We start from the raw sequence: 20,853 nt of genomic DNA, 5'->3' as shown, positions 1-20,853 counted from the left end.
GCGCCGGGAGGGATAGCGCGTCGCCCGCAGGGCGACTGGGTTACGCCACCGCCTGTCCCGCTCCTCCTGTTAGGTGGGTGAAGGGTGTAAAGTGATAGCCGTAGCCATCACCGCGTTGGATGAGGGTGCAGTATTTGTGCGAGATGCCTTGCACGGCCCCCTGTTCGGTCTGGATGTTAAAACTGCCGGTTTTGCGTACCGCGACACGCCCCGTATGGGTACCTGCTTTCTTGCCAGTCGGTACCATCGCACGCACCATGTCGCCGGTTTGAAAGCCGTGCACCTGCTTCTGCCGCATCAGATAGCCACGCGGAAACCCGTGTTTCGTTAAGCGGGTGCGCTGATAGCTACCACGCCCCATCGCCTTGATGGTTAATGTGGGCACCTGCCAAGCATGTAGTGCGTCGAACGCACCGACACAGGCCGCGTCTAGAGCATGGGTTTTAGGAATGCCCAGTCGCTGGCGGTTGTACTTGGTGCGACCGCCGGTGCCGACAGCCACCGGCAAGCTAGTCGCTTTGAGCGCATTAAACAGCGCCCAGCGCGTGGCATTGATCGCGCTGGCATCGCGCAGCGGTTGCTTGAGCTGGCGCTGCACACGCTCAAGCCGAGCGTTAGCGGTGTGGCCGTTGGCTTTCAGGCGCTTTTTCAGGCCTTTGTCAGTGGCGAAAAAATCCACCAGTGACAGCGCATCCTTGCTCTGGTTGCAGGGGTGGCAGCTTAGGGTCAAATTACTGACGCGGTTCGAGCCGCCCCGCGAGCGCGGTATCACATGCTCGATCTCCAGCGGCGTATCGGCGGTGCCGCAATAGGCACATTCACGGCCCCATTTTTCCAGCAGGTACTCGCGTACTTCGTAGCCCAGCAGCGTGCCTTGCTGGTACTCCACGCCGTTGATCTCGGGGTTATCCAGCTTCTGCGTATCAAAGCGCACCAACTCTTGGCTGATGGCGGTTACAGGCGCTAAACGATTCAACCGGTTCACCCAGGCCGTGACGGTATCGACGCGATGCTGCAGCGACGGTGCCAGCCAGCCCTTGGGTTTGGTGCGATTATTGAAGCGCGGGGCGCGGTAACGCAGGTTGGCACTGCGGCGGCGACGCCGAAAGGCGGCGCGTTGTTGTAATGCCTTTTTGATCTGATAACCGCGATGGATTAGTTCAAACAGGCACAGCACATGCCGCTGCTGACTGTCCGGTTCGCGTATCAGCGCCAGCCCGGTCGTTTTGCTGCCAGGGTCGATGCCCAGGCTTAGTGGCTGCGTGCTACCGCCCACTCGATCTTTCAGCCGGATCGTGAACGGATAGCGCTTATGCACCACGGCACGCCCGCGCTGTAGCAGCAACCGAGCCCGTTTTTCACTGCACGGCATCAGCGGCTGCTTCTTTTTGTCCAGTACGAAAATCGCCATGCGATTTCCTCCTAATCAATGCCCTTACGGACCTTGTGTCGCGGGGCTTGCGCCCCGTCTCCCCTCGGGAATGTCGATAACCGGCTCCTGCCTTGTGGCAGCGATCAAGATCTTCGGCGTTTTACCTTGCGCCAGCATGATCTTGACCTTTCAGAGCCACGGACTGAGGAAGCATCCGTGGGTGAGTCTTGGCGACCTGTTATCAACGTAGCGGGTTGGCTACCGCTCTCCCTGGTCAACCGGGCTTGTTGTCACAAGCTCCCGCCTTCAGGCGGGGGTAGTTGACCGCGACTCCTAAGGGGAACGGGTGGCCGGCGGATGAACGCCGCGCACGTTGTTGGTTAAACGGACTTGGCTGTCATCCAGCCATACATCCATTCGGGAGGCTTCCATACGCTGAGGGGGCTGCTGCAACACTACGTGGGTGTCGCTCCAGGCATGCCGGGTGGTCCCGTCGTAGTTTAATAGTTCGCTATCAAGCTGCCACCCCTCTTCAGGCGCTAGTAGCCGCGCGGAGCCTGCCAATGTTAATGCTTGGGTTTCAGTATTGAGGGTGCCAGTGTTCGCCGTGGCGAGCCACTCACGTTGTTCGCTATCAAACAGCGTGGCACGGGGTGACAACACGTCAGTCATTGCCGTTTGCGGAGTATGCACCAGCCGTGGGGTTACCAGAGATTGCTGAATAGTGCCTGTTTCGCCAAATAGGGTAATTTCGGCATTCTCTAATACGTGCCCAGGTTCCTGGGCACGAGCTTCAGAGTCAATCTCAGTCTCCTGGGGGCCGCGAGGGTCTAGCCAAACCAGCACGCCGCCTAGGGCGATGACCATTGCCGTGATCCAGACCCGTTTTCTTACCCTAAAGCGCATTATGGCTGTCCGTGCAGATACGTATCGAGTACGGCATCCCAGTGCCCTTGGGACGTTAGGAGCGTATCGCAAATTTCACGCACAGCCCCGTGTCCGCCAAGGCGTTCAGTGATCCAGTCGGCATGGGGGTGCATGTAGTCCGGAGCATTGGGGACCGTAATACCGACACCGGAGCGCTTGATCGGAGCAAGATCAGGTAGGTCATCTCCACAGTAGGCGACCTGTTCTAAGGTGATATCAAGCCGCTGACAAAGCGCTCTCAGGGTAGTGAGTTTGTCTTCACAGCCCTGGTATACGTGAGTGATTCCTAAGGCAGCAGCGCGCTGGCTCACCATAGGTGAATCACGGCCGGTAATCAGCGCCACATGGATGCCGACACGCTTGAGTAACTTCAGGCCATGACCGTCCTGGGTGTGAAACGCTTTGATTTCGATACCGTCAGCCTGAAAATAGAGACGGCCGTCAGTAAGTACACCGTCTACATCAATCGCAAGCAGTTTTACGCGGCGAAGTCGGTCGAGTAGTGCATCAGGTAGGGCCATAAAGCCTCCATCATCCATTGCCAAAAAAGCAGTATAAAGTCGTTAAATAACGCCGCTGGCAAGCAGGTCATGCATATGCAGCGCGCCGATGGGGCGCTGCTGTTCATCAACAACAGCCAGTGCAGTGATACGGTTATCTTCCATAATGCGCACCGCTTCGGCAGCTAGTATGTCTGGACCAATGCGCTTGCCGGGGCGCGTCATTACGTCATCTACCTGAACATCGCGCAGGTCGTGGTGTTGGTCTAGCGTGCGACGCAAGTCGCCGTCGGTATAGACCCCGGCAAGACGGCCTTCGCTATCCACCACGCAGGTAAAGCCCAGCCCTTGGCGTGTTATCTCAAGTAGTGCATCGCGCAGCGGGCTGCCCAGCGCTACTTGAGGGAGCCGTGAGCCATCGTGCATTAAGTCGCTAACACGCAGTAGTAAGCGCTTACCGAGGCTGCCGCCAGGGTGAGAGAGGGCAAAGTCTTCAGCGGTAAAGCCCCGTGCTTCCAATAGGGCAACAGCAAGGGCGTCGCCTAGGGCAAGGGCGGCGGTGGTGGAGCTGGTGGGTGCTAGGTCAAGCGGGCAGGCTTCTCGTTCTACACCGCTATCCAGGTGGGCGTCTGAGTGCTGTGCAAGAGTGGAGCCTGGGCGGCCAGTCATACTGACCAGCGGTGTGCCAAGACGCTTGAGTAGCGGAAGTAGGGCCGTTACTTCAGCGGTTTCACCGGAGTTAGAGAGTGCCAAAACCACATCGGCGCGGGTAATCATGCCCAAGTCGCCATGGCTGGCTTCACCTGGGTGAACAAAAAAGGCTGGAGTGCCTGTGCTGGCTAGGGTGGCTGCGATTTTGCCGGCGATATGACCTGACTTTCCCATGCCGGTGACTACCACGCGTCCCTGACAGGCAAGCATAAGCTGACAGGCGTGGTCAAAGCTTTCATCTAGCTTGGCTTGCAAGCCGCCAATAGCCGCTTGCTCGATTTGCAAGGTGCGCAGTGCACTTTCACGCAGTTGGCTGGGTGTGGATAGTGGCTGACGCATGGCGTGTCTCGTTTCATCGATGTGAATAGGTGACTAGTAAGAATAACATCTTGAAGCAGTGTTTAGCTAAAGCATGCAGCAAGTACCCGCGGTATTAGTGAGTTCTATTGACGAATGGTTTGTACGGCAATGATTTGCGCGACTGTTACTAAGAGTAGCGTTAGGATACGATGTTCGATAATATTTCGAAAACACTGTTTTCTAAACTGCCCCGCGCCCAGTCGGTTTATACTGACGCGTTCTGGCAACACGATGAAGGTCAATCAGCTTATGACGGATGTTCCCTTCATACAGGTTGAAGATGTTTACTTTTCCCGTGGAGATAACGATATCTTCCGTGGCGTTAATATGACCATTCCGCGTGGCAAAGTCACCGCTATTATGGGGCCAAGCGGCACGGGTAAAACAACGCTATTGAAGCTCATTGGTGGCCAATTAACGCCAGACCGTGGGCGGATTTTAATTGATGGGCAGGATGTTCACCGCCTGTCACGCAAGGCGTTGTTTACGCTACGTAAGCGCATGGGAATGCTGTTTCAGAGCGGCGCGCTGTTTTCGGACTTAGATGTTTTCGAGAATGTGGCCTTCCCGCTGCGGGTGCATACTGACTTGCCCGACACCATGATTCGCGACTTAGTGTTGCTAAAGTTGCAGGCAGTAGGGTTGCGGGGGGCAAGGCATTTAACTCCCGCTGAGCTATCAGGGGGTATGGCGCGGCGGGTGGCATTAGCGCGGGCAGTCGCACTTGACCCTGAGTTAATCCTTTATGATGAGCCATTTGTAGGCCAGGACCCTATCTCTATGGGTGTGCTGGTGCAATTGATTAAGCGGCTCAATCAGGCGCTGTCGCTGACCTCGGTAGTGGTCTCCCATGATATCAAGGAAACGTTGAGTATTGCCGACTACCTCTACCTGATTGCGGATGGGCAGGTGGCGGCGCACGGCACTCCGAGCTCGCTAGAGGTGAATCAAGACCCTCGTGTGAGCCAATTTATGCACGGCGAGCCAGATGGTCCGGTGCCGTTTCACTATCCCGCAGAGACGCTCTACCGGGATATTCTCGGTCACGATTTAGCACTTAAGGCAGGGTAGATGCAGTCTAAATTTTCTCACTACACGGCGCGGGTTACCCGTCTGGGTCGGAAAGGGTGTGATGTGGTCGAGGCCCTGGGGCGCGCCACGGTGTTTCTCGCCCAATCGGCAGTGGGCGTGCCTTCTCGAGAAGGGTGGTCGCTTTGGTTGCGTCAAATGCACTTTGTTGGTGTGCTGTCGTTGGCCATTGTGCTGGTGTCAGGGCTGTTTATTGGCATGGTGCTGGCGCTTCAGGGATATACCATTTTGGTGGATTTCGGCGCCGAGCAGGCGCTGGGCCAAATGGTGGCGCTTTCGCTACTACGTGAGCTGGCTCCTGTAGTGGCAGCACTGCTGTTTGCCGGGCGGGCAGGGTCTGCATTAACGGCTGAAATTGGCCTGATGAAGGCCACCGAGCAGCTCACCAGTATGGAAATGATTGGGGTAGACCCACTGCGACGCGTGGTAGCTCCAAGGCTGTGGGCAGGCTTTGTGGCGCTGCCTATTCTTACTGTGGGCTTTAGCGTGGTAGGCATCTGGGGCGGCTACTTGGTGGGCGTAGAGTGGCTGGGCGTATTTGAAGGCTCTTATTGGAGCAATATGCAGGCCAGCGTGTCGTTCATCGATGATATCGGCAATGGCATGATCAAGAGCGTGGTGTTCGCGCTGGTGGTGACCTGGATTGCTGTGTTTCAGGGTTATGACCTAGTACCAACCTCTGAGGGGATTTCTCGAGCTACCACCCGTACGGTGGTCTACTCCTCGTTAGCGGTGCTAGGGCTGGATTTCGTTTTAACCGCCGTTATGTTCGGCGGCCTTTAAGGGTGGAGTAATGTCATGAAGCGCAGCAAAACCATGGAGTTTGGCGTTGGCCTGTTTATGTTGGCTGGCATCATAGGGCTGGTATTTCTCGGCCTGCGAGTCAGCGGCTTAACGCTCTCAGCGCCCTCTGATACGTTCCGTCTTGAGGCAAACTTTGCCAACATCGGCGGTTTGAAACCGCGTGCACGCGTCACCATGGCGGGTGTCACGGTGGGCCGGGTAGAGGCAATAGAGTTGGATACTGAGTGGTACGACGCACGCGTGGTACTGAGCCTGAACAGTGACCTGGAAGGCCAGCTTTCCCAGGATACCACGGCGGCCATTCTGACGGCGGGGCTGCTGGGCGAGCAGTACATTGGTCTGAGTGTGGGCGGCGCCCCGGAGGTGCTGCAAGACGGTGACACGATTCGCGACACGCAATCGGCCCTGGTGCTGGAAGAACTTATTCAGCAGTTTGTGTCCAATATGGTCAGCAACTAAGCATCCATGGTGATGGTGCGTGATTACAAAGGTGTAACGATGCAAAAGATGACAGCAACTTTTTCCCGCTGGTTTGCCCTGGCCCTGCTGCTGATGGCTTTGCCTGCCTTGGCCAAGGCGCAGTCTCAGTCGCCCGAACAGATGATTCGCGACAACATCGAAGGGTTCATGGCGCAAATCGAAGGGCGTGAAGACTACTATGCCAACAATCTCGATGAGCTGAAGGCGCTGGTCAACGATAGCCTGGATGACATTGCCGATTTCCGTTATATCGGTGCCAGCGTCATGGGCAGCTATTTCCGTAATGCCACGCCAGAGCAGCGCAGCCGTTTTGCGGATGTCTTCCGCCAGACGCTGATCGATACCTACACGCGTGGTCTGGTGACCTTCGACTACGACGAGCTGCGTGTGTTGAGCCAACAGCGTGCCCAGCGTCACGAAGATCAGGCCAGCGTCGATATGGAAGTGGTGGCCAACAATGGTCAGGTCTACCCGGTCAGCTATAGCCTGCGTCTTTCTGACGGCCAATGGCGTGTCGTGAACGTAATTGTCAACGGCATTAACCTGGGCTTGACCTTCCGTAATCAGTTCGACCAAGCCATGCGTGACAATAACCGCGATTATGATGCGGTCATCCGTGGTTGGGCGCCAGAAATAGGTGTGGACGAGCTAGAGCAGGGAGGCGACGCGTGACATCGCTGCTGTCTCGTTCAGAGGTGTCCCTAACGATTCAGGGTGATGCGCTCATGGTTGCTGGCGACCTGACAATGAATGTAGCGACTGAGGTGGCCGCTGCAGGTGTGAAATGGTTACGCAGTGCCAAGTGTTTAGAGGTCTGCTTTGACTTTGAGCAAGTCAGTAAGGCCAGCAGCGTTGCTATTAGTGTCTTATTTGAATGGCTGCGTGCTTGCCAAGCGCTGCAGATCACGGTTCGTTCGATTGTCTTGTCGGCCCCGCTCAAGCGGCTGGCCTCTTTGGCGGAGTTGGATGCGCTTACTTCCTCATCCGTTTCAGCTTGAACTGAGCGATCTTTAGAGCAGCCCACGGGCTGCTCTATTTATTGGTGGCTTGCACGGCATCGCCAAGCGTGTCGCTTTTCTTTATCATGTTCGCCTATTGCTTATTATTTCAACGACCCCAAAGGAGTTTCCTGTCTCATGCAACCCAACGAGGTAAAAGCACTGCTTGAATCCCGCATCGATGGGTGTGAGTTTCACATCCAGGGTGAAGGCTGCAATTTTCAGGTGATTGCAGTTGGTGAAGCCTTTGAAGGTCTTTCTCCAGTGAAGCGTCAACAGCTTGTATACGCAGCGCTTAGCGAGGAAATCGCTTCGGGTGCACTGCACGCTATCAGCATTAAAACGTTTACTCCGACGCAGTGGCAAACTGCGGCGGAAAACGCTCAGTAACGGCCGCTCCATGGATAAACTCATTATTACGGGCAATGGCTCGGTGGATGGCGAAGTATGGGCAAGCGGTGCGAAAAATGCCGCGCTGCCTATTCTATGCGCGAGCCTATTGGCAGATGGCCCAGTGGTTATCGGTAACCTGCCGCATTTGCAGGATATTACCACCACGCTTGAGCTGTTGGGACGAATGGGCGTTGAGCCTGTGATGGGTGAAAAACTGAGCATTCAACTGGATGGCTCTCAGGTCACTCAATGCCATGCGCCTTACGAGCTGGTGAAAAAGATGCGCGCCTCTATTCTGGTGCTGGGGCCGCTGCTGGCGCACTTTGGTAAGGCGGATGTCTCACTGCCTGGTGGTTGCGCCATTGGCTCACGCCCGGTGGATTTGCACCTGCGTGGTCTGGAAGCCATGGGGGCGGAGATCCACGTTGAAGCGGGCTATATTCGTGCCCGTGTCGACGGTCGTTTAAAAGGTGCAACGATCTTTTTTGATACCGTGACGGTGACAGGCACAGAAAATCTGCTCATGGCGGCTACGCTCGCCGACGGCAGAACGGTTCTTGAAAACGCCGCCCGTGAGCCTGAGGTGGTGGATCTGGCCGAGTGCTTGATCAAAATGGGCGCGAAGATTCATGGTCACGGCACGGACACCATCATCATTGATGGCGTTGCCTCGCTGCACGGCTGCGAGCACGATGTCATGCCCGACCGTATCGAGACGGGCACCTTCCTGGTCGCGGCGGCAATGACCGGCGGGCGGGTAAAAGTGAAGCGTACCCGGGCCGATATTCTTGAAGCGGTACTCGCTAAGTTGGAAGAGGCGGGTGCGGAGGTCGACAGCGGTGAAGATTGGATTTCGCTGGATATGCATGGCAAGCGCCCGAAGGCGGTTAATATCCGAACGGCGCCTTATCCCGCATTCCCCACCGATATGCAGGCTCAGTTCGTCGCTATGAATGCCGTTGCAGACGGGCATTCACGGGTAGTAGAGACAATCTTCGAAAACCGCTTTATGCACGTTCAAGAGCTTAACCGGATGGGCGCGAATATCGTACTGGAGGGTAACGCCGCGTTAATTAAGGGCGTTGATAAGCTTTCTGGAGCCCCGGTGATGGCAACGGACCTTCGTGCTTCGGCATCTCTGGTTATTGCGGCCATGATGGCCGAAGGAGAGACCCTGGTCGATCGCATCTACCATATTGATCGTGGCTACGAGTGTATCGAGGAAAAATTACAGCTGCTGGGGGCGAAAATTCGCCGTATTCCCGGCTAAGCCACGCGGACAACACTGGCCTTAGACCATGAGTAAGCAACTGATTTTAGCCCTTTCTAAAGGGCGCATTTTGGATGAAACGCTGCCCCTGCTGGCAGATGCGGGCATTACGCCCGCCGAAGATTTAAGTAAAAGCCGCAAGCTGCTGTTCGATACCAACTTGCCGGACGTCAAACTGGTAATTATCCGCGCCACTGATGTGCCCACCTACGTGCAGCTAGGCGCGGCGGATGTGGGTATCGCCGGTAAAGATGTGCTGCTTGAGCATGGTGCGGAAGGCCTTTATGAGCCGCTAGACCTGGAGATTGCTCGCTGCAAGCTGATGACGGCGGGCGTGACAGGGCAGCCCCCTGCCAAAGCACGCCGCCGCGTGGCGACCAAGTTCGTGAACGTAGCGCGTCGCTACTACGCCGAGCAGGGGGTCCAGGCAGAGGTCATCAAGCTCTACGGGGCGATGGAGCTGGCACCGCTCATGAACTTGGCCGATGAGATCGTCGATATCGTCGACACTGGCAATACGCTTCGCGCTAACGGCATGGAACCCCGCGAGCTCATTGCCCATGTCAGCACGCGTTTGGTGGTCAACAAAGCGGCGATGACCATGAAGCACGACCGTATTAAGCCGCTGCTAGCGCGCCTGGAAAGTGCTGTAAAAAAGCGTCAGACGCAGCCAGCCTATCGAATGACACGAGGTTCATCATGAGCGATACAACCACAGCCACTATTGCCCGCCTCTCGACCAGTGAAGCGGCTTTCCATCAGCGCCTCAATGCGCTGCTGGATTGGGAGGGCGTGTCTGATAAAGCGGTCCAGGCTCGTGTTGAGGAAATCTTGGCAGACGTTAAGCAACGCGGTGATCAGGCGGTCATTGAGGCAACCAGCCGCTTTGACCGTTTATCGGTCGAATCGATGGCGCAATTGCGCCTAATGCCAGAGCAATTAAAGAAGGCGTATGATGGTTTGCCTGCCGAGCAGCGTGATGCCCTGGCAATGGCTGCCGAGCGTATTAAGCGCTACCACGAGCGGCAAAAACCGACCTCTTGGCAGTATGAAGAAGCCGATGGCACGGTGTTAGGCCAAAAAGTGACACCGCTTGATCGTGCAGGCATCTATGTTCCAGGCGGTAAGGCGGCTTATCCGTCGTCCGTACTGATGAATGCCATTCCTGCCCACGTGGCAGGTGTGCGTGAAATCGTCATGGTGGTACCTACCCCTGATGGTGTGTTGAATGATCTGGTATTGGCGGCGGCGCACCTAGCGGGCGTGGACTACGTCTTCACTATTGGTGGCGCCCAGGCCGTTGCCGCGCTTGCCTACGGTACGCAAAGCGTTCCTCGGGTCGATAAAATTGTGGGACCCGGCAACATCTACGTGGCCACTGCCAAGCGGGCCGTGTTCGGCCAGGTCGGCATCGATATGATTGCCGGGCCCTCCGAGATTATGGTGGTGTCGGATGGGCAAACCGACCCGGATTGGATCGCCATGGACCTCTTCTCTCAGGCGGAGCATGACGAAGATGCCCAGGCGATTTTGGTGAGCTGGGATGCCGCGCATTTGGACGCCGTGGCGGCTTCCATCGAGCGGTTGCTGCCAACGCTAGAGCGCGAAAAGATTGCCCGCGCATCCCTGAACCGTCGCGGCGCACTGATTCTGTGTACAGATCAGGCCGAAGCGGTTGAGATGATTAACCGTATCGCTCCTGAGCATCTTGAATTGTCGGTTGCTGAGCCTGAGGCATGGCTAGACGATATCCGCCATGCGGGCGCTATCTTTATGGGGCGCCACACGTCGGAAGCGCTGGGGGATTACTGCGCGGGGCCGAACCATGTGCTGCCGACATCCGGCACGGCGCGATTCTCATCACCGCTCGGGGTGTACGACTTCCAGAAACGCTCTTCCATTATCCACTGTTCCCCTGAAGGGGCGTCTGAGCTGGGTAAAGTCGCTTCGGTGTTGGCCCGTGGGGAGTACCTCACTGCCCATGCTCGCTCTGCCGAGTACCGGGTTCGCGATTAACGGGCAGTGTGTTTAGTGTAGCAGGGCGGCTTTAAGAGCCGCTCTGCCTGTCGGCTGATGTTGCGTTGGTCGGCACCGGGCGCTCGCCTACCTCCAGCGTCATCTCCATGCGCTCGCCGCCGCGGACAATCGTCAGAGGCAGTGACGTGCCGGGAGGAATAGATGCAATGTCACTCATAGTAGCGCGTGCATCTAAAATGACCTGGCCATCAATAGAGAGCAGTACATCCCCCGGTTGTAAGCCTGCCTGTGCGGCAGGTCCGCCGCTTACCACGCCTGCTACGATCACGCCTTGTGGGGTGCGTAGCCCAAACGAGGCTGCGAGCTCTCGCGAAAGCGCCTGAGCCTCAATGCCCAGCCAGCCGCGAATTACGCGACCGCGAGTCACCAGCTCATTGAGTATGCTGTGGGCAAGGTTGGCGGGAATTGCGAAGCCGATACCTTGAGAGCCGCCTGAACGTGAGAAAATTGCCGTATTAATTCCCACTAGAGCGCCATCAGGATTAACGAGTGCGCCGCCTGAGTTGCCGGGGTTAATGGCCGCATCGGTCTGAATAAAATCCTCATATGCATTAAGCCCTAAATGGCTGCGCCCTGTGGCGCTAATAATGCCCATAGTGACGGTTTGGCCAACGCCGAAGGGGTTGCCAATTGCCAGTGCCACATCGCCGACGGCGACCTGTTCTGAGTCGGCAAGCTCAATCACCGGTAGATTTTCAAGATCAATGCGCAGCACTGCTAAGTCGCTTTCTGGGTCTGTACCAATCACTTCGGCCAGCGTTTCACGCCCATCGCGCAGGGCAACCTGGATTTGATCCGCGCCATTAATCACATGATGGTTAGTCAGTACATAGCCATCCTTGCTGACAATGACGCCAGATCCCAAGCTGGAGAGCATCCGTTGATGGGTTGTGGCATCGTCGCCGCTGAAGAACTGCCGGAAGAAGGGGTCTGACATCAGTGGGTGCTGGTCGCGCTCTACAATCCGGGATGAATAGATGTTCACCACCGCAGGCGCTGCTTGGTTAACTGCATCGGAGTAGCTAGCCGGGCCCTGGTTGCGGGCAAGAGGTTCTGCTTGGCGAATGTCGGGCGCAGGTCGGTTAGTGCTCTGCTCGTTGCTGGTAGTGGGTACCAGTGCCGGGGGTGTTTCCACCGCTGCGGGCGGAGTCTGTCGAAACGGGTTTGGCAACTGCTCTGGGAACGCGAGCAGTAGCACGGCAGCTAGCAAGAGCCCCGTGGTAATGGGCCATAAATAGGGCAGCACAGAACGGTGCATGCGAGGATTCCTCAGCGGGTGGCAGTCTAAATAGTCGCGAGGTTCGCGATAATGCGGAGCGAGTTTTACAATGGCGTTATGGTAACACTGAATGCCGCTGTGCCTCACGGTGGCTGTTTAAACTGTTAAGGAGTGAGTGTGAATCATCGCGATCAACTTGTCGCCGCTTGTGACCATCAGCTGCGAGCCGAGCAATTTAAGGACTTTACGGTTAATGGGTTGCAAGTTGAAGGGCGTGATACCGTCAAGCGAGTGATGTCAGGAGTGACGGCGTGCCAGGCGCTGTTAGATGAGGCGGTAGCATGGCAGGCTGACATGGTGTTGGTGCATCACGGTTATTTTTGGAAAAACGAGCCAGTGCCTATTACAGGAATGAAACAGCGCCGCATTAAAACGTTGCTCGCCAATGATATAAGCCTTCTTGCCTATCATTTGCCATTAGATGCCCATGCGGAGATAGGCAACAATGCTCAGTTAGCTAAGCGGCTCGGTTGGAAAGTAGAAGGCTGTTTGGATGGGGAGCTGGGGGAAGGGTTGCTCTGGTCGGGGCGTTTGGTTGCGCCCCAAAGTATTGGTGAGCTTGCTGGGCAAATAAGCACCACGCTTCAGCGGTCTCCTCTTGTTGTGGAAGCGCCGTTTGCTGAGCAGTCTATAGAGCGAATCGCATGGTGTACGGGCGGAGCGCAGGATATGATCACCACTGCCTACGAAGCAGGGGCGCAGGTGTTTGTGTCTGGAGAAATATCTGAGCGTACCACGCATTTGGCGCGTGAAATGGGGATTCACTATATTGCGGCGGGCCACCACGCCACTGAGCGTTATGGGGTCCAAGCGCTTGGTGAGTGGCTAGGCAGTGAGTTCGGTGTGGAGCATCGTTTTGTGGATATTGATAATCCTGCCTAACTCAAGGGCGCAGGGCACCTGTCGCTCATTGATCGGGTGCCCTGCTGGCGATACGCGGCAGTAATGGCGGCGTTTGCCTTAGTAGCGGGGAGGTTGTGCTGCTGTACCTTCAGTAGGTTGGTGGCTCTCTTTTAAGCCAAAATCTTCTGACAGCGTACCGTTTTTGCCCGCTGCGTAGTCTCTAGGCATTGCCACGTTGCTGTCGTTTTCAGTGTCGCTTGTGGTGGTGCTGGATGACGGCTTAACGCTGGATAGTTTCCACTGAGTTGCTTCGTTCTCTACCTGTTGCTCAAGCTGATCAGCTTCGTGGCGAATGTTTTCTAAGCGCTGCTGAATGCTCGTTAAGTGGCTGCTCATGCCCTTCTTTAGTTCAGCGATTTGGTGTTCACGTTCAAGCAGTGTCTGCTTGAGTGAAGCGGCATCCCGCGCACCTTTGCTGAAAAGTCGATAGCACACTAAGCCGATGATAAAGCCGACGATTAATCCAATGATTGCAAAAGTGAATGGCGAGCTTGCTTCCACAGTCTTCTCCCTAAGTAATGCGCGCCACTGAACACAGGGCGTGGCTTTTAAAAACAGCCCCATTATAGGCGCGTCTAAGTCGGTTGGGTCAATCCGCTCATGCGCTTAGCGTTTAAGCGGCGTATAATTAGCCCCATTTTATTGAGCAAGCTTTATCTGGCGGGCGGTGGCGCGTCGAGGATACGGCTTGGACAATGCGTTGCGGGAGCACATTAATGGCATCAGTATCTGCACGTCAGGCGTCTGATCAAACGCGCCGGCCAACGCCGCTTGAGCGTTATCAAGAAGACCTCAAGCGTAGCGATTTCCAATATGACTCTGCCCAAGAACAAGCAGTGAAGCATCTGCAGCGCCTCTATGATGAGTTGGTGTCAGCGCCGACCACGGTGCCCAAAGCGATAGTCGCCAGTAAAGGCATCAAGGCCAAAATGGCAGGCTTGCTGGGTAAGAAAAATGAACCGGCCAAACCCCCAGTGCCGCAGGTGAAAGGGCTCTATTTTTGGGGTGGCGTGGGGCGTGGAAAAACTTACTTAGTCGATACCTTTTATGAAGCACTGCCGTTTCCCGAGAAGATGCGCACGCATTTCCACCGCTTTATGCAGCGGGTGCACAACGAGCTGACTCGCTATAAGGGCGAGAAAAATCCGCTTACGCTCATCGCCGGTAAATTTGCGGCAGAGGCGAGGGTAATCTGCTTTGATGAGTTTTTTGTTAAAGACATTACCGACGCGATGATTCTGGCCAATTTGCTGGAAGCACTGTTTGAGCGTGGTGTTGTGCTGGTGGCGACGTCGAATATTGTACCCAATGACCTCTATAAAGACGGCTTGCAGCGTGCACGATTTGTGCCTGCTATTGAGTTGCTGAACCGTCACTGTGAGGTGGTCAACGTTGATTCAGGGGTCGACTACCGCTTGCGTGCTCTTGAGCGTGCAGAAATTTTCCATGCGCCTTTAGATGATGCTGCCGAGCAGGAATTGGCACGCAGCTTCAGAGAAATTGCCGGACAGCCGGGTGAGGAGGGGGCGCCGCTGGAGGTGAATCACCGAGTGCTGAAAACTCGCCGCTTGCATGATGATGTGGTGTGGTTTGAGTTTGCCGAGCTGTGCGATGGCCCTCGTAGCCAAAATGACTATATCGAGCTTGCTCGGGAGTTTCACACAGTGTTGGTAGCCAACGTCCCGCGAATGGATGGTAAAACGGATGATCAGGCGCGGCGCTTTATCAACATGGTGGATGAGTTTTATGACCGTGGCGTAAAGCTGTTGATGTCCGCTGAAGTGCCGGTGGAGTCGCTGTATAACGACGGTAAGCTCACATTTGAGTTTCAGCGTACTCTGTCGCGGCTCCAGGAGATGCAGTCTCGCGAGTACTTGGCGCTGGCTCATAAACCCTAGTGCCTGCGCATGCATCAAAAAAATAGCTACGGCACTTAACTTGGGCACATGCTTACTGTAGAATGCCGCCTCGCTACACGTTGCTGGCTAAAATCAGCAACCAAAAAAAAATAGGGATGGTGCTTCACCGCTTGGCGGTGTGAGTCACCCAACACACTTAATCTGGTGATTTCATCCATGAAGACGTTCAGTGCTAAGCCGCAGTCCGTCCAGCGCGACTGGTACATTGTCGACGCTACGGACAAAACGCTCGGTCGTCTGGCAACCGAGATTGCTCGCCGCCTGCGTGGTAAGCATAAGCCCGAATTTACCCCTCACGTTGATACCGGCGACTACATCGTCGTGATCAATGCAGAGAAAGTCCAAGTAACCGGTAACAAGGCGAAGGCTAAAACCTACTACCGCCACACAGGTTACCCGGGCGGTCTGCGCTCCATGACATTCGACAAAATGCTCGACCACGCTCCCGAGCGTATCATCGAGTCTGCCGTTAAAGGCATGCTGCCGAAAGGTCCGTTGGGTCGCGCCATGTACTCCAAGTTAAAAGTGTACGCCGGTGCCGAGCATCCGCATGCTGCCCAGCAGCCGCTTGAACTGAACATCTGAGGAAATCTTCGCCATGACACAGCAGTATTACGGTACCGGGCGCCGCAAGACTTCCACCGCTCGTGTGTTCCTGAAGCCGGGTTCCGGCAAAATTACCGTCAACAACCGTGAGCTTGACCAGTACTTCGGTCGTGTTACCGGTCGCATGGTTGTTCGTCAGCCGTTAGAGTTGACTGAAACCCTAAACCAGTTCGACGTCTACGTTACCGTTGAAGGCGGCGGCGGCTCTTCACAGGCTGGCGCTATTCGTCACGGCATCACGCGTGCCCTGATGAATTACAACGAAGACCTGCGTCCTACGCTGCGTGCCGCTGGTTACGTTACCCGCGATGCTCGTCAGGTTGAGCGTAAGAAAGTCGGTCTGCGTAAAGCACGTCGTCGTCCGCAGTTCTCCAAGCGTTAATTTTACGCTATGTGGCAAAAACGCCCAGGTCAAAGACCTGGGCGTTTTTTATTGGAATATCAAAAAATTATAACGCTCGTACCACCATGGTCCGGGGCGGTTGTTCTTGTGCAGAGCGCTTTGTTTTTTTAACATAGACTGTATTTGATATTCGTCGTCGCAAGACGCCTTTGCGACGGAACGGGTAAGCTGATGGGAGAAACCAGAAATGGCAGATAACGGCGTAAACAAAGGCCGGCGCCGTTTCCTCGTAGGCGCCACCTCCGTTGTGGGGGCGGTGGGCGCTGTCGGGGTTGCGGTCCCCTTTGTGGCATCTTGGCAGCCTAGTGCCAAGGCAAGAGCGGCAGGCGCGCCGGTTCAAGCGGATATTTCCAAGCTTGAGCCAGGTCAGCGTATGACCGTCGAGTGGCGTGGTCGCCCGATTTGGATCATTAATCGTACGCCTGAGATGATCGAACGGACCGAAGCGCTAGGGGCTGACAGCTTGGCGGATCCAGAGTCCGAAGTGCCACAGCAGCCTGCCTATATCCAGGGTGCTCTGCGCTCGATCAAGCCTGAGATTGGTGTCTTGATCGGCATCTGTACCCATTTGGGCTGTTCTCCCTTGTATCGGCCCGAGCCGGATGCGGAAGGGGTGGGTGTCGATAACTGGCCGGGTGGTTTCTTCTGCCCATGCCACGGCTCTCGTTTTGACTTGGCCGGTCGCGTCTTTAGCAACGTTCCTGCGCCGACGAACCTTGAAGTGCCGCCCTACCGCTTTGAAAGCGATGACATCATCGTGATCGGCGAAGATGAGGAGAGTGCCTAATGGCTAATCCAAATAAGGCGAAGGCCGAGAGTGGCATCATGCGTTGGGTGGATGATCGTTTCCCTGCCACTCAAATGATGCAGGACCACTTGACCAAGTACTACGCGCCGAAGAACTTTAACTTCTTCTACATTTTTGGTGTGCTGGCACTACTGGTGCTGGTCAACCAAATCCTGACCGGCGTTTGGTTGACCATGAGTTTCAATCCCTCTGCCGAAGGTGCGTTTGCCTCCGTCGAGTACATCATGCGTGATGTCGAGTGGGGCTGGTTGATTCGCTACATGCATACGACGGGGGCATCCGCCTTCTTCGTGGTCATCTATCTGCATATGTTCCGCGGGTTGCTTTATGGTTCCTACAAAGCGCCACGTGAGCTGGTGTGGATTTTTGGTATGGCCATCTATCTTCTGCTGATGGCCGAAGCCTTCATGGGCTATCTGCTTCCATGGGGTCAGATGTCTTACTGGGGGGCGCAGGTCATTATCTCGCTGTTCTCGGCCATCCCGGGTATTGGCCCTGATCTAGCGCAGTGGGTGCGCGGTGATTTCCTAATTTCAGGCATCACGTTGAACCGTTTCTTTGCGCTTCACGTCGTTGCGTTGCCCATCGTGATTTTGGCATTAGTCGTGCTTCACATCATTGCTCTGCATGAAGTGGGTTCTAACAACCCTGATGGTATCGAAATCAAGCAGAAGAAAGACGAGACCGGTAAGCCGCTCGACGGCATCGCTTTCCACCCGTACTACACCGTGAAGGACTTGGTGGGTATTGCGGTGTTCTTGTTTGTCTTCAGTGTCGTGGTGTTCTACTTCCCGGAAGGGGGGGGCTACTTCATCGAGCGGCCGAACTTTGAACCGGCTAACCCGCTGAAAACGCCTGACCACATTGCACCGGTTTGGTACTTCACGCCGTTCTACGCCATTCTGCGTGCGATTACCTTCTCGCTGTTTGGTCTTGACGCTAAGTTCCTGGGTGTTGTCTGCATGGGCGCGGCGATTGCTGTGCTGTTCGTGCTACCGTGGCTTGACCGTAGCCCTGTGCGCTCTATGCGTTACAAAGGCTGGATGTCCAAAGTTATGCTGCTGCTGTTCTGCATCAGCTTTGTAATTCTTGGTATTCTAGGTGTGCTGCCGTCCACAACAGGTCGCACCATCTTGGCGCAAGTGTGTACAGCCATTTACTTCGCCTTCTTCCTGCTGATGCCGCTCTACACCAAGCTGGAGAAGACTAAACCCGTTCCGGAAAGGGTGACTGGCTAATGAAAAAGCAACTATTAGCACTGCTCTTCGCAATCGTGCCGGTAACCGCGATGGCGGCTGGTGGCGCAAGTGTGCCTCACAGCATGGAGCCTGACCTACAGGATCAGGCGTCTCTGCAAAATGGCATGAAGCTCTATGTTAATTACTGCATGGGCTGTCACTCGCTTGAGCACCAGCGCTTTGCGCGCGCGGCTGATGATCTGGGTATCCCCCAGGATCTGGTAGAAGAGAACTTAATCTTCTCCTCAGACTTAGCGTTCAACGACCAGATGCACATTGCGATGGATCGTGGCGATGCAGAGTCTTGGTTTGGCGCTCCGCCGCCCGACCTGACGCTGGAAGCGCGCCTACGTGGCACTGACTGGATCTACTCCTACCTGTTGGGCTTTTACAAAGACCCGAGTCGTCCCACTGGTGTGAATAACACCGTGTTCGATTTGGTGGCGATGCCTAACGTGCTGGAGCCTCTCCAAGGCGTTCAGGAGTTGGTGTGTGCCGAAACCGATCAGCCGGTGGCGGGACAGTCTCCCGACCCGCTATCAGGTAAGTATCAGTCTTGTGATGTGCTGCAAGTGACTCAGCCAGGGGCGATGGAGCCAGCCGAGTTCGAGGAAGCGGTATATGACCTGACCAACTTCCTGGCCTACGTGGGTGAGCCTTCCAAGCTGCAGGCGCAAGCCCTGGCACCTAAAGTACTTATCTTTATCTTTATTTTTGGTGTGATTGCTTACCTACTCAAGCGTGAGTACTGGCGAGACGTCCACTAATCAGTAAAGTAGGATAGGCGGTTCAGGCGCACGGCGAAAGCCGTGCGCCTTTTGTTTGCGGCGTGATTATGTATCGTTGGCTACCTTCCCATAAGAGGGTGCTGGCATGTTATTATCGAGAATTGTTTTGATGCGAGGATGCTTTCATGGGTGTTGTGGCCAAGCGGTCGTCAATGATCTTTTACTCGGGTAGTGATGATCATTTCAGTCATCGAGTGCGCATTGTTCTGGCTGAAAAAGGAGTAGCGGTCGACATCGTCGATGTCGCTGAGGAGCAGCCGCCTGAAGAGTTAGCAGACCTCAATCCGTACAACAGCGTTCCGACGCTGCTGGATCGTGACTTGGTGCTTTATGAATCCAAGGTAATGATGGAATATCTGGATGAGCGTTTTCCTCATCCGCCCTTGCTGCCGGTCTATCCTGTAGCGCGTGCTCAAAGCCGTCTGTGGATGCATCGCATTGAGCGCGAATGGTGCCCGATGTTAGAGCAGATTCGCACCGGTGGTAAGAAAGAGGCCGATAAGGCACGTAAAGAGCTGCGTGAAAGTCTCATTGGCATTTCGCCCATCTTTGAAGATATGCCTTACTTCATGAGTGAAGAGTTTACGCTGGTAGATTGCTGTTTGGCACCGATCCTGTGGCGTTTACCTGAGCTGAATATTGAGTTGCCCGAGAAGCAAGTGAAGCCGCTGTTAGGTTACATGTCGCGGGTATTTGAGCGCGAAGCGTTTAAAGAATCTTTGAATGAGCGTGAAAAAGAGATGCGCGCTTGAGTTCATTCGGCCTCTTAGCTCTGTGGGCAAGAGGCCATATTTGTTAGGAGGAGGGAGTCTTATGAAATCGAGCCGTCCCTATCTCGCCCGAGCCCTCTATGAGTGGCTGTTAGACAATGAATTAACGCCCTACCTCGTGGTTGACGCCACGCAGCCTGGGGTGGAAGTACCAAGGCAATTTGTTCAGAATGGGCAAATTGTGCTCAATGTAGCGCCGACGGCGGTGCGTGACCTGTTTATGGAAAATCAGGCGATTGGTTTTAATGCTCGATTTGGTGGCCAGCCTATGCAGGTGATGATCCCAACGCCTGCGCTTATCGCTATCTACGCCCGTGAGAATGGTGCGGGTATGGTGTTCGGTCACGAGCCTGAGCTTGATGCTGCTGGGTTTGAAGAGCAGGATGATGAAGCTGGAGAAGCAGGCACTGACACAGAATCGGCAAAGCCTGAGCTGACGCTCACTGAGCCAACCTCTGAGCAAGCGTCCAGCCAGTCGTCTGATAAGGCGTCTGGCGATGACAAGCCCAAGAAAAAACCGACGCTGCGCGTTGTGAAGTAATCAGTCAGATAGCAGTCTCGGTAGCCAAATACAAAACAGCCTCGCCAACTATTTGGCGAGGCTGTTTTCTAGCATCTAGGTGTTAGTCAAGGTAGTCAAAAACCTTAACAATGCGTTGCACGCCACCTACGGAGGAGGCTGCATTCACAATGCGGTCTGCCTCTTCCCGAGTCACCATGCCCATTAAATAGACACTGGCGTTTTCCGTGGTGACCTTCAGTTTGGAAGAGTCAATGCGGTCATTCGTTGCCAGGTAGCTTATGACATTGGTGGTCAGCCACGTATCTGTTAGCCGCTGGGTGGCGGGCAGGTTGGCGGCGACGGTAAGCTCATTATGAACTTTGTCCACGCCGCGTAAGTTCGATGCAACGTTACCCGCCATGTTTTTCAGCTCTTCGCTTGGTACCTGTCCAACTAGCAGCAGCGTTCCGTTATAGCTGTGGGCGCGAATGCGTGCATCGCCTAGGCGGGCATCGGCACGAGCTAGCGCGCGCGCTACTTCGCGTTCAATCGTGGCGTCGACAGCTTCTACGTCATTGCTACGCTGGCCGTAGTTAGAGGGGTTTGAGGCGCTATTGTTGGCGCAACCGCTTAGTGCTATCACGCCGCAGAGCGTGGCAGCCAATAGTGTTTTGGATGAAAAGTGCAGGGCCATGA

25 protein-coding genes are annotated in these 20,853 nt (G+C 55.3%); 18 read left to right on the top strand and 7 right to left on the bottom strand.

Going from position 1 to position 20,853, the window contains the following annotated elements; translation table 11 throughout:
* Positions 1 to 40: 40 nt before the first annotated feature.
* The 4 genes from iscB to AC13CY_RS13925 all read right to left on the bottom strand — a co-directional run bounded on the left by iscB (position 41) and on the right by AC13CY_RS13925 (position 3,849).
* Positions 41 to 1,411: an RNA-guided endonuclease IscB gene (gene iscB, locus AC13CY_RS13940; RefSeq protein WP_089675510.1), complete on the bottom strand. Its 1,371-nt coding sequence runs from the start codon at positions 1,409 to 1,411 to the stop codon at positions 41 to 43.
* 294 nt (positions 1,412 to 1,705) lie between these two features.
* A complete protein-coding gene (gene lptC, locus AC13CY_RS13935) occupies positions 1,706 to 2,278 on the bottom strand; it encodes an LPS export ABC transporter periplasmic protein LptC (RefSeq protein ID WP_044629950.1) in 573 nt (190 codons plus the stop codon).
* Positions 2,278 to 2,820 carry a KdsC family phosphatase gene (locus tag AC13CY_RS13930; RefSeq protein WP_044629951.1) on the bottom strand — a complete coding sequence of 181 codons (543 nt, stop codon included), beginning with the start codon at positions 2,818 to 2,820 and terminating at the stop codon, positions 2,278 to 2,280. Before AC13CY_RS13930 ends, lptC begins: the two co-directional genes overlap by 1 nt.
* A 42-nt stretch (positions 2,821 to 2,862) precedes the next feature.
* Entirely contained in the window at positions 2,863 to 3,849 is a 987-nt protein-coding gene (locus tag AC13CY_RS13925; RefSeq protein WP_044629952.1) for a KpsF/GutQ family sugar-phosphate isomerase, read from the bottom strand.
* 270 nt (positions 3,850 to 4,119) lie between these two features.
* On the opposite strand from AC13CY_RS13925, the gene AC13CY_RS13920 reads away from it, so the two are divergent.
* The 9 genes from AC13CY_RS13920 (at position 4,120) to hisD (ending at position 10,920) form a co-directional block, all read left to right on the top strand.
* A complete protein-coding gene (locus tag AC13CY_RS13920; protein WP_044629973.1) occupies positions 4,120 to 4,941 on the top strand; it encodes an ATP-binding cassette domain-containing protein in 822 nt (273 codons plus the stop codon).
* Positions 4,942 to 5,742, top strand: coding sequence for a lipid asymmetry maintenance ABC transporter permease subunit MlaE (gene mlaE / locus AC13CY_RS13915; protein ID WP_044629953.1), 801 nt, complete (start codon positions 4,942 to 4,944; stop codon positions 5,740 to 5,742). It begins immediately after the preceding gene.
* Positions 5,743 to 5,757: 15 nt separating this feature from the next.
* Entirely contained in the window at positions 5,758 to 6,222 is a 465-nt protein-coding gene (gene mlaD / locus AC13CY_RS13910) for an outer membrane lipid asymmetry maintenance protein MlaD (protein ID WP_044629954.1), read from the top strand.
* Between the two features lie 39 nt (positions 6,223 to 6,261).
* Positions 6,262 to 6,915: an MlaC/ttg2D family ABC transporter substrate-binding protein gene (locus tag AC13CY_RS13905; protein ID WP_288102066.1), complete on the top strand. Its 654-nt coding sequence runs from the start codon at positions 6,262 to 6,264 to the stop codon at positions 6,913 to 6,915.
* Positions 6,912 to 7,241 (top strand): STAS domain-containing protein, encoded by a 330-nt coding sequence (locus AC13CY_RS13900; RefSeq protein ID WP_044629956.1) that lies wholly within the window; start codon positions 6,912 to 6,914, stop codon positions 7,239 to 7,241. Before AC13CY_RS13905 ends, AC13CY_RS13900 begins: the two co-directional genes overlap by 4 nt.
* Before the next feature lie 138 nt (positions 7,242 to 7,379).
* Complete coding sequence (locus tag AC13CY_RS13895) at positions 7,380 to 7,631, top strand: BolA family protein (RefSeq protein ID WP_044629957.1); 252 nt, start codon at positions 7,380 to 7,382, stop codon at positions 7,629 to 7,631.
* Between the two features lie 10 nt (positions 7,632 to 7,641).
* Positions 7,642 to 8,904, top strand: coding sequence for a UDP-N-acetylglucosamine 1-carboxyvinyltransferase (gene murA, locus AC13CY_RS13890; RefSeq protein WP_062373387.1), 1,263 nt, complete (start codon positions 7,642 to 7,644; stop codon positions 8,902 to 8,904).
* A gap of 28 nt (positions 8,905 to 8,932) precedes the next feature.
* A complete protein-coding gene (gene hisG / locus AC13CY_RS13885) occupies positions 8,933 to 9,607 on the top strand; it encodes an ATP phosphoribosyltransferase (RefSeq protein ID WP_230834607.1) in 675 nt (224 codons plus the stop codon).
* Positions 9,604 to 10,920, top strand: a complete 1,317-nt coding sequence (gene hisD / locus AC13CY_RS13880; protein WP_230834608.1) for a histidinol dehydrogenase — start codon at positions 9,604 to 9,606, stop codon at positions 10,918 to 10,920. The genes hisG and hisD overlap by 4 nt, the downstream gene beginning before the upstream one ends.
* Positions 10,921 to 10,951: 31 nt before the next feature.
* On the opposite strand, the gene AC13CY_RS13875 is transcribed toward hisD, so the two are convergent.
* Entirely contained in the window at positions 10,952 to 12,199 is a 1,248-nt protein-coding gene (locus tag AC13CY_RS13875) for a Do family serine endopeptidase (RefSeq protein ID WP_044629961.1), read from the bottom strand.
* Between the two features lie 138 nt (positions 12,200 to 12,337).
* On the opposite strand from AC13CY_RS13875, the gene AC13CY_RS13870 reads away from it, so the two are divergent.
* A complete protein-coding gene (locus tag AC13CY_RS13870) occupies positions 12,338 to 13,102 on the top strand; it encodes a Nif3-like dinuclear metal center hexameric protein (protein WP_089675508.1) in 765 nt (254 codons plus the stop codon).
* 78 nt (positions 13,103 to 13,180) lie between these two features.
* Here the strand turns inward: AC13CY_RS13870 and AC13CY_RS13865 are convergent, their stop codons facing one another.
* On the bottom strand, positions 13,181 to 13,624 hold the full coding sequence (locus AC13CY_RS13865) for a ZapG family protein (protein ID WP_054641297.1): 444 nt from the start codon (positions 13,622 to 13,624) through the stop codon (positions 13,181 to 13,183).
* A 215-nt stretch (positions 13,625 to 13,839) separates the two neighbouring features.
* Here AC13CY_RS13865 and zapE point away from each other — a divergent pair, with 215 nt between their 5' ends.
* The 8 genes from zapE to AC13CY_RS13825 all read left to right on the top strand — a co-directional run bounded on the left by zapE (position 13,840) and on the right by AC13CY_RS13825 (position 20,196).
* Positions 13,840 to 15,021, top strand: a complete 1,182-nt coding sequence (zapE, locus tag AC13CY_RS13860; protein WP_044629964.1) for a cell division protein ZapE — start codon at positions 13,840 to 13,842, stop codon at positions 15,019 to 15,021.
* A 177-nt stretch (positions 15,022 to 15,198) separates the two neighbouring features.
* A complete protein-coding gene (gene rplM, locus AC13CY_RS13855) occupies positions 15,199 to 15,627 on the top strand; it encodes a 50S ribosomal protein L13 (protein WP_044629965.1) in 429 nt (142 codons plus the stop codon).
* Between the two features lie 13 nt (positions 15,628 to 15,640).
* The gene (gene rpsI / locus AC13CY_RS13850) at positions 15,641 to 16,030 is read left to right on the top strand and encodes a 30S ribosomal protein S9 (RefSeq protein ID WP_044629966.1); all 390 of its coding nucleotides are present in this window, start codon (positions 15,641 to 15,643) and stop codon (positions 16,028 to 16,030) included.
* A 208-nt stretch (positions 16,031 to 16,238) separates the two neighbouring features.
* Positions 16,239 to 16,838, top strand: a complete 600-nt coding sequence (gene petA, locus AC13CY_RS13845) for a ubiquinol-cytochrome c reductase iron-sulfur subunit (RefSeq protein WP_228219224.1) — start codon at positions 16,239 to 16,241, stop codon at positions 16,836 to 16,838.
* Positions 16,838 to 18,097 carry a cytochrome b gene (locus AC13CY_RS13840; protein ID WP_044629968.1) on the top strand — a complete coding sequence of 420 codons (1,260 nt, stop codon included), beginning with the start codon at positions 16,838 to 16,840 and terminating at the stop codon, positions 18,095 to 18,097. The genes petA and AC13CY_RS13840 overlap by 1 nt, the downstream gene beginning before the upstream one ends.
* Positions 18,097 to 18,864 carry a cytochrome c1 gene (locus tag AC13CY_RS13835; RefSeq protein ID WP_044629969.1) on the top strand — a complete coding sequence of 256 codons (768 nt, stop codon included), beginning with the start codon at positions 18,097 to 18,099 and terminating at the stop codon, positions 18,862 to 18,864. Before AC13CY_RS13840 ends, AC13CY_RS13835 begins: the two co-directional genes overlap by 1 nt.
* A gap of 146 nt (positions 18,865 to 19,010) precedes the next feature.
* Complete coding sequence (gene sspA, locus AC13CY_RS13830) at positions 19,011 to 19,637, top strand: stringent starvation protein SspA (RefSeq protein WP_044629174.1); 627 nt, start codon at positions 19,011 to 19,013, stop codon at positions 19,635 to 19,637.
* A 61-nt stretch (positions 19,638 to 19,698) separates the two neighbouring features.
* Positions 19,699 to 20,196, top strand: a complete 498-nt coding sequence (locus AC13CY_RS13825) for a ClpXP protease specificity-enhancing factor (protein WP_054641049.1) — start codon at positions 19,699 to 19,701, stop codon at positions 20,194 to 20,196.
* A gap of 82 nt (positions 20,197 to 20,278) precedes the next feature.
* Here AC13CY_RS13825 and AC13CY_RS13820 read toward each other — a convergent pair whose 3' ends face one another.
* A complete protein-coding gene (locus AC13CY_RS13820) occupies positions 20,279 to 20,851 on the bottom strand; it encodes a BON domain-containing protein (RefSeq protein WP_054641050.1) in 573 nt (190 codons plus the stop codon).
* Positions 20,852 to 20,853: the final 2 nt, after the last annotated feature.

The sequence above is a fragment of the Vreelandella sp. L-15 genome (assembly GCF_056857635.1).
This window is presented reverse-complemented; position numbering and strand designations above follow the sequence as displayed.

Bases quoted from the DNA above. Each gene is read 5' to 3' on its own strand.
- iscB (WP_089675510.1), bottom strand. From the start codon at position 1,411: ATGGCGATTTTCGTACTGGACAAAAAGAAGCAGCCGCTGATGCCGTGC.
- lptC (WP_044629950.1), bottom strand. From the start codon at position 2,278: ATGCGCTTTAGGGTAAGAAAACGGGTCTGGATCACGGCAATGGTCATC.
- AC13CY_RS13930 (WP_044629951.1), bottom strand. From the start codon at position 2,820: ATGGCCCTACCTGATGCACTACTCGACCGACTTCGCCGCGTAAAACTG.
- AC13CY_RS13925 (WP_044629952.1), bottom strand. From the start codon at position 3,849: ATGCGTCAGCCACTATCCACACCCAGCCAACTGCGTGAAAGTGCACTG.
- AC13CY_RS13920 (WP_044629973.1), top strand. From the start codon at position 4,120: ATGACGGATGTTCCCTTCATACAGGTTGAAGATGTTTACTTTTCCCGT.
- mlaE (WP_044629953.1), top strand. From the start codon at position 4,942: ATGCAGTCTAAATTTTCTCACTACACGGCGCGGGTTACCCGTCTGGGT.
- mlaD (WP_044629954.1), top strand. From the start codon at position 5,758: ATGAAGCGCAGCAAAACCATGGAGTTTGGCGTTGGCCTGTTTATGTTG.
- AC13CY_RS13905 (WP_288102066.1), top strand. From the start codon at position 6,262: ATGCAAAAGATGACAGCAACTTTTTCCCGCTGGTTTGCCCTGGCCCTG.
- AC13CY_RS13895 (WP_044629957.1), top strand. From the start codon at position 7,380: ATGCAACCCAACGAGGTAAAAGCACTGCTTGAATCCCGCATCGATGGG.
- murA (WP_062373387.1), top strand. From the start codon at position 7,642: ATGGATAAACTCATTATTACGGGCAATGGCTCGGTGGATGGCGAAGTA.
- hisG (WP_230834607.1), top strand. From the start codon at position 8,933: ATGAGTAAGCAACTGATTTTAGCCCTTTCTAAAGGGCGCATTTTGGAT.
- hisD (WP_230834608.1), top strand. From the start codon at position 9,604: ATGAGCGATACAACCACAGCCACTATTGCCCGCCTCTCGACCAGTGAA.
- AC13CY_RS13875 (WP_044629961.1), bottom strand. From the start codon at position 12,199: ATGCACCGTTCTGTGCTGCCCTATTTATGGCCCATTACCACGGGGCTC.
- zapE (WP_044629964.1), top strand. From the start codon at position 13,840: ATGGCATCAGTATCTGCACGTCAGGCGTCTGATCAAACGCGCCGGCCA.
- rplM (WP_044629965.1), top strand. From the start codon at position 15,199: ATGAAGACGTTCAGTGCTAAGCCGCAGTCCGTCCAGCGCGACTGGTAC.
- rpsI (WP_044629966.1), top strand. From the start codon at position 15,641: ATGACACAGCAGTATTACGGTACCGGGCGCCGCAAGACTTCCACCGCT.
- petA (WP_228219224.1), top strand. From the start codon at position 16,239: ATGGCAGATAACGGCGTAAACAAAGGCCGGCGCCGTTTCCTCGTAGGC.
- AC13CY_RS13840 (WP_044629968.1), top strand. From the start codon at position 16,838: ATGGCTAATCCAAATAAGGCGAAGGCCGAGAGTGGCATCATGCGTTGG.
- AC13CY_RS13835 (WP_044629969.1), top strand. From the start codon at position 18,097: ATGAAAAAGCAACTATTAGCACTGCTCTTCGCAATCGTGCCGGTAACC.
- sspA (WP_044629174.1), top strand. From the start codon at position 19,011: ATGGGTGTTGTGGCCAAGCGGTCGTCAATGATCTTTTACTCGGGTAGT.
- AC13CY_RS13825 (WP_054641049.1), top strand. From the start codon at position 19,699: ATGAAATCGAGCCGTCCCTATCTCGCCCGAGCCCTCTATGAGTGGCTG.
- AC13CY_RS13820 (WP_054641050.1), bottom strand. From the start codon at position 20,851: ATGGCCCTGCACTTTTCATCCAAAACACTATTGGCTGCCACGCTCTGC.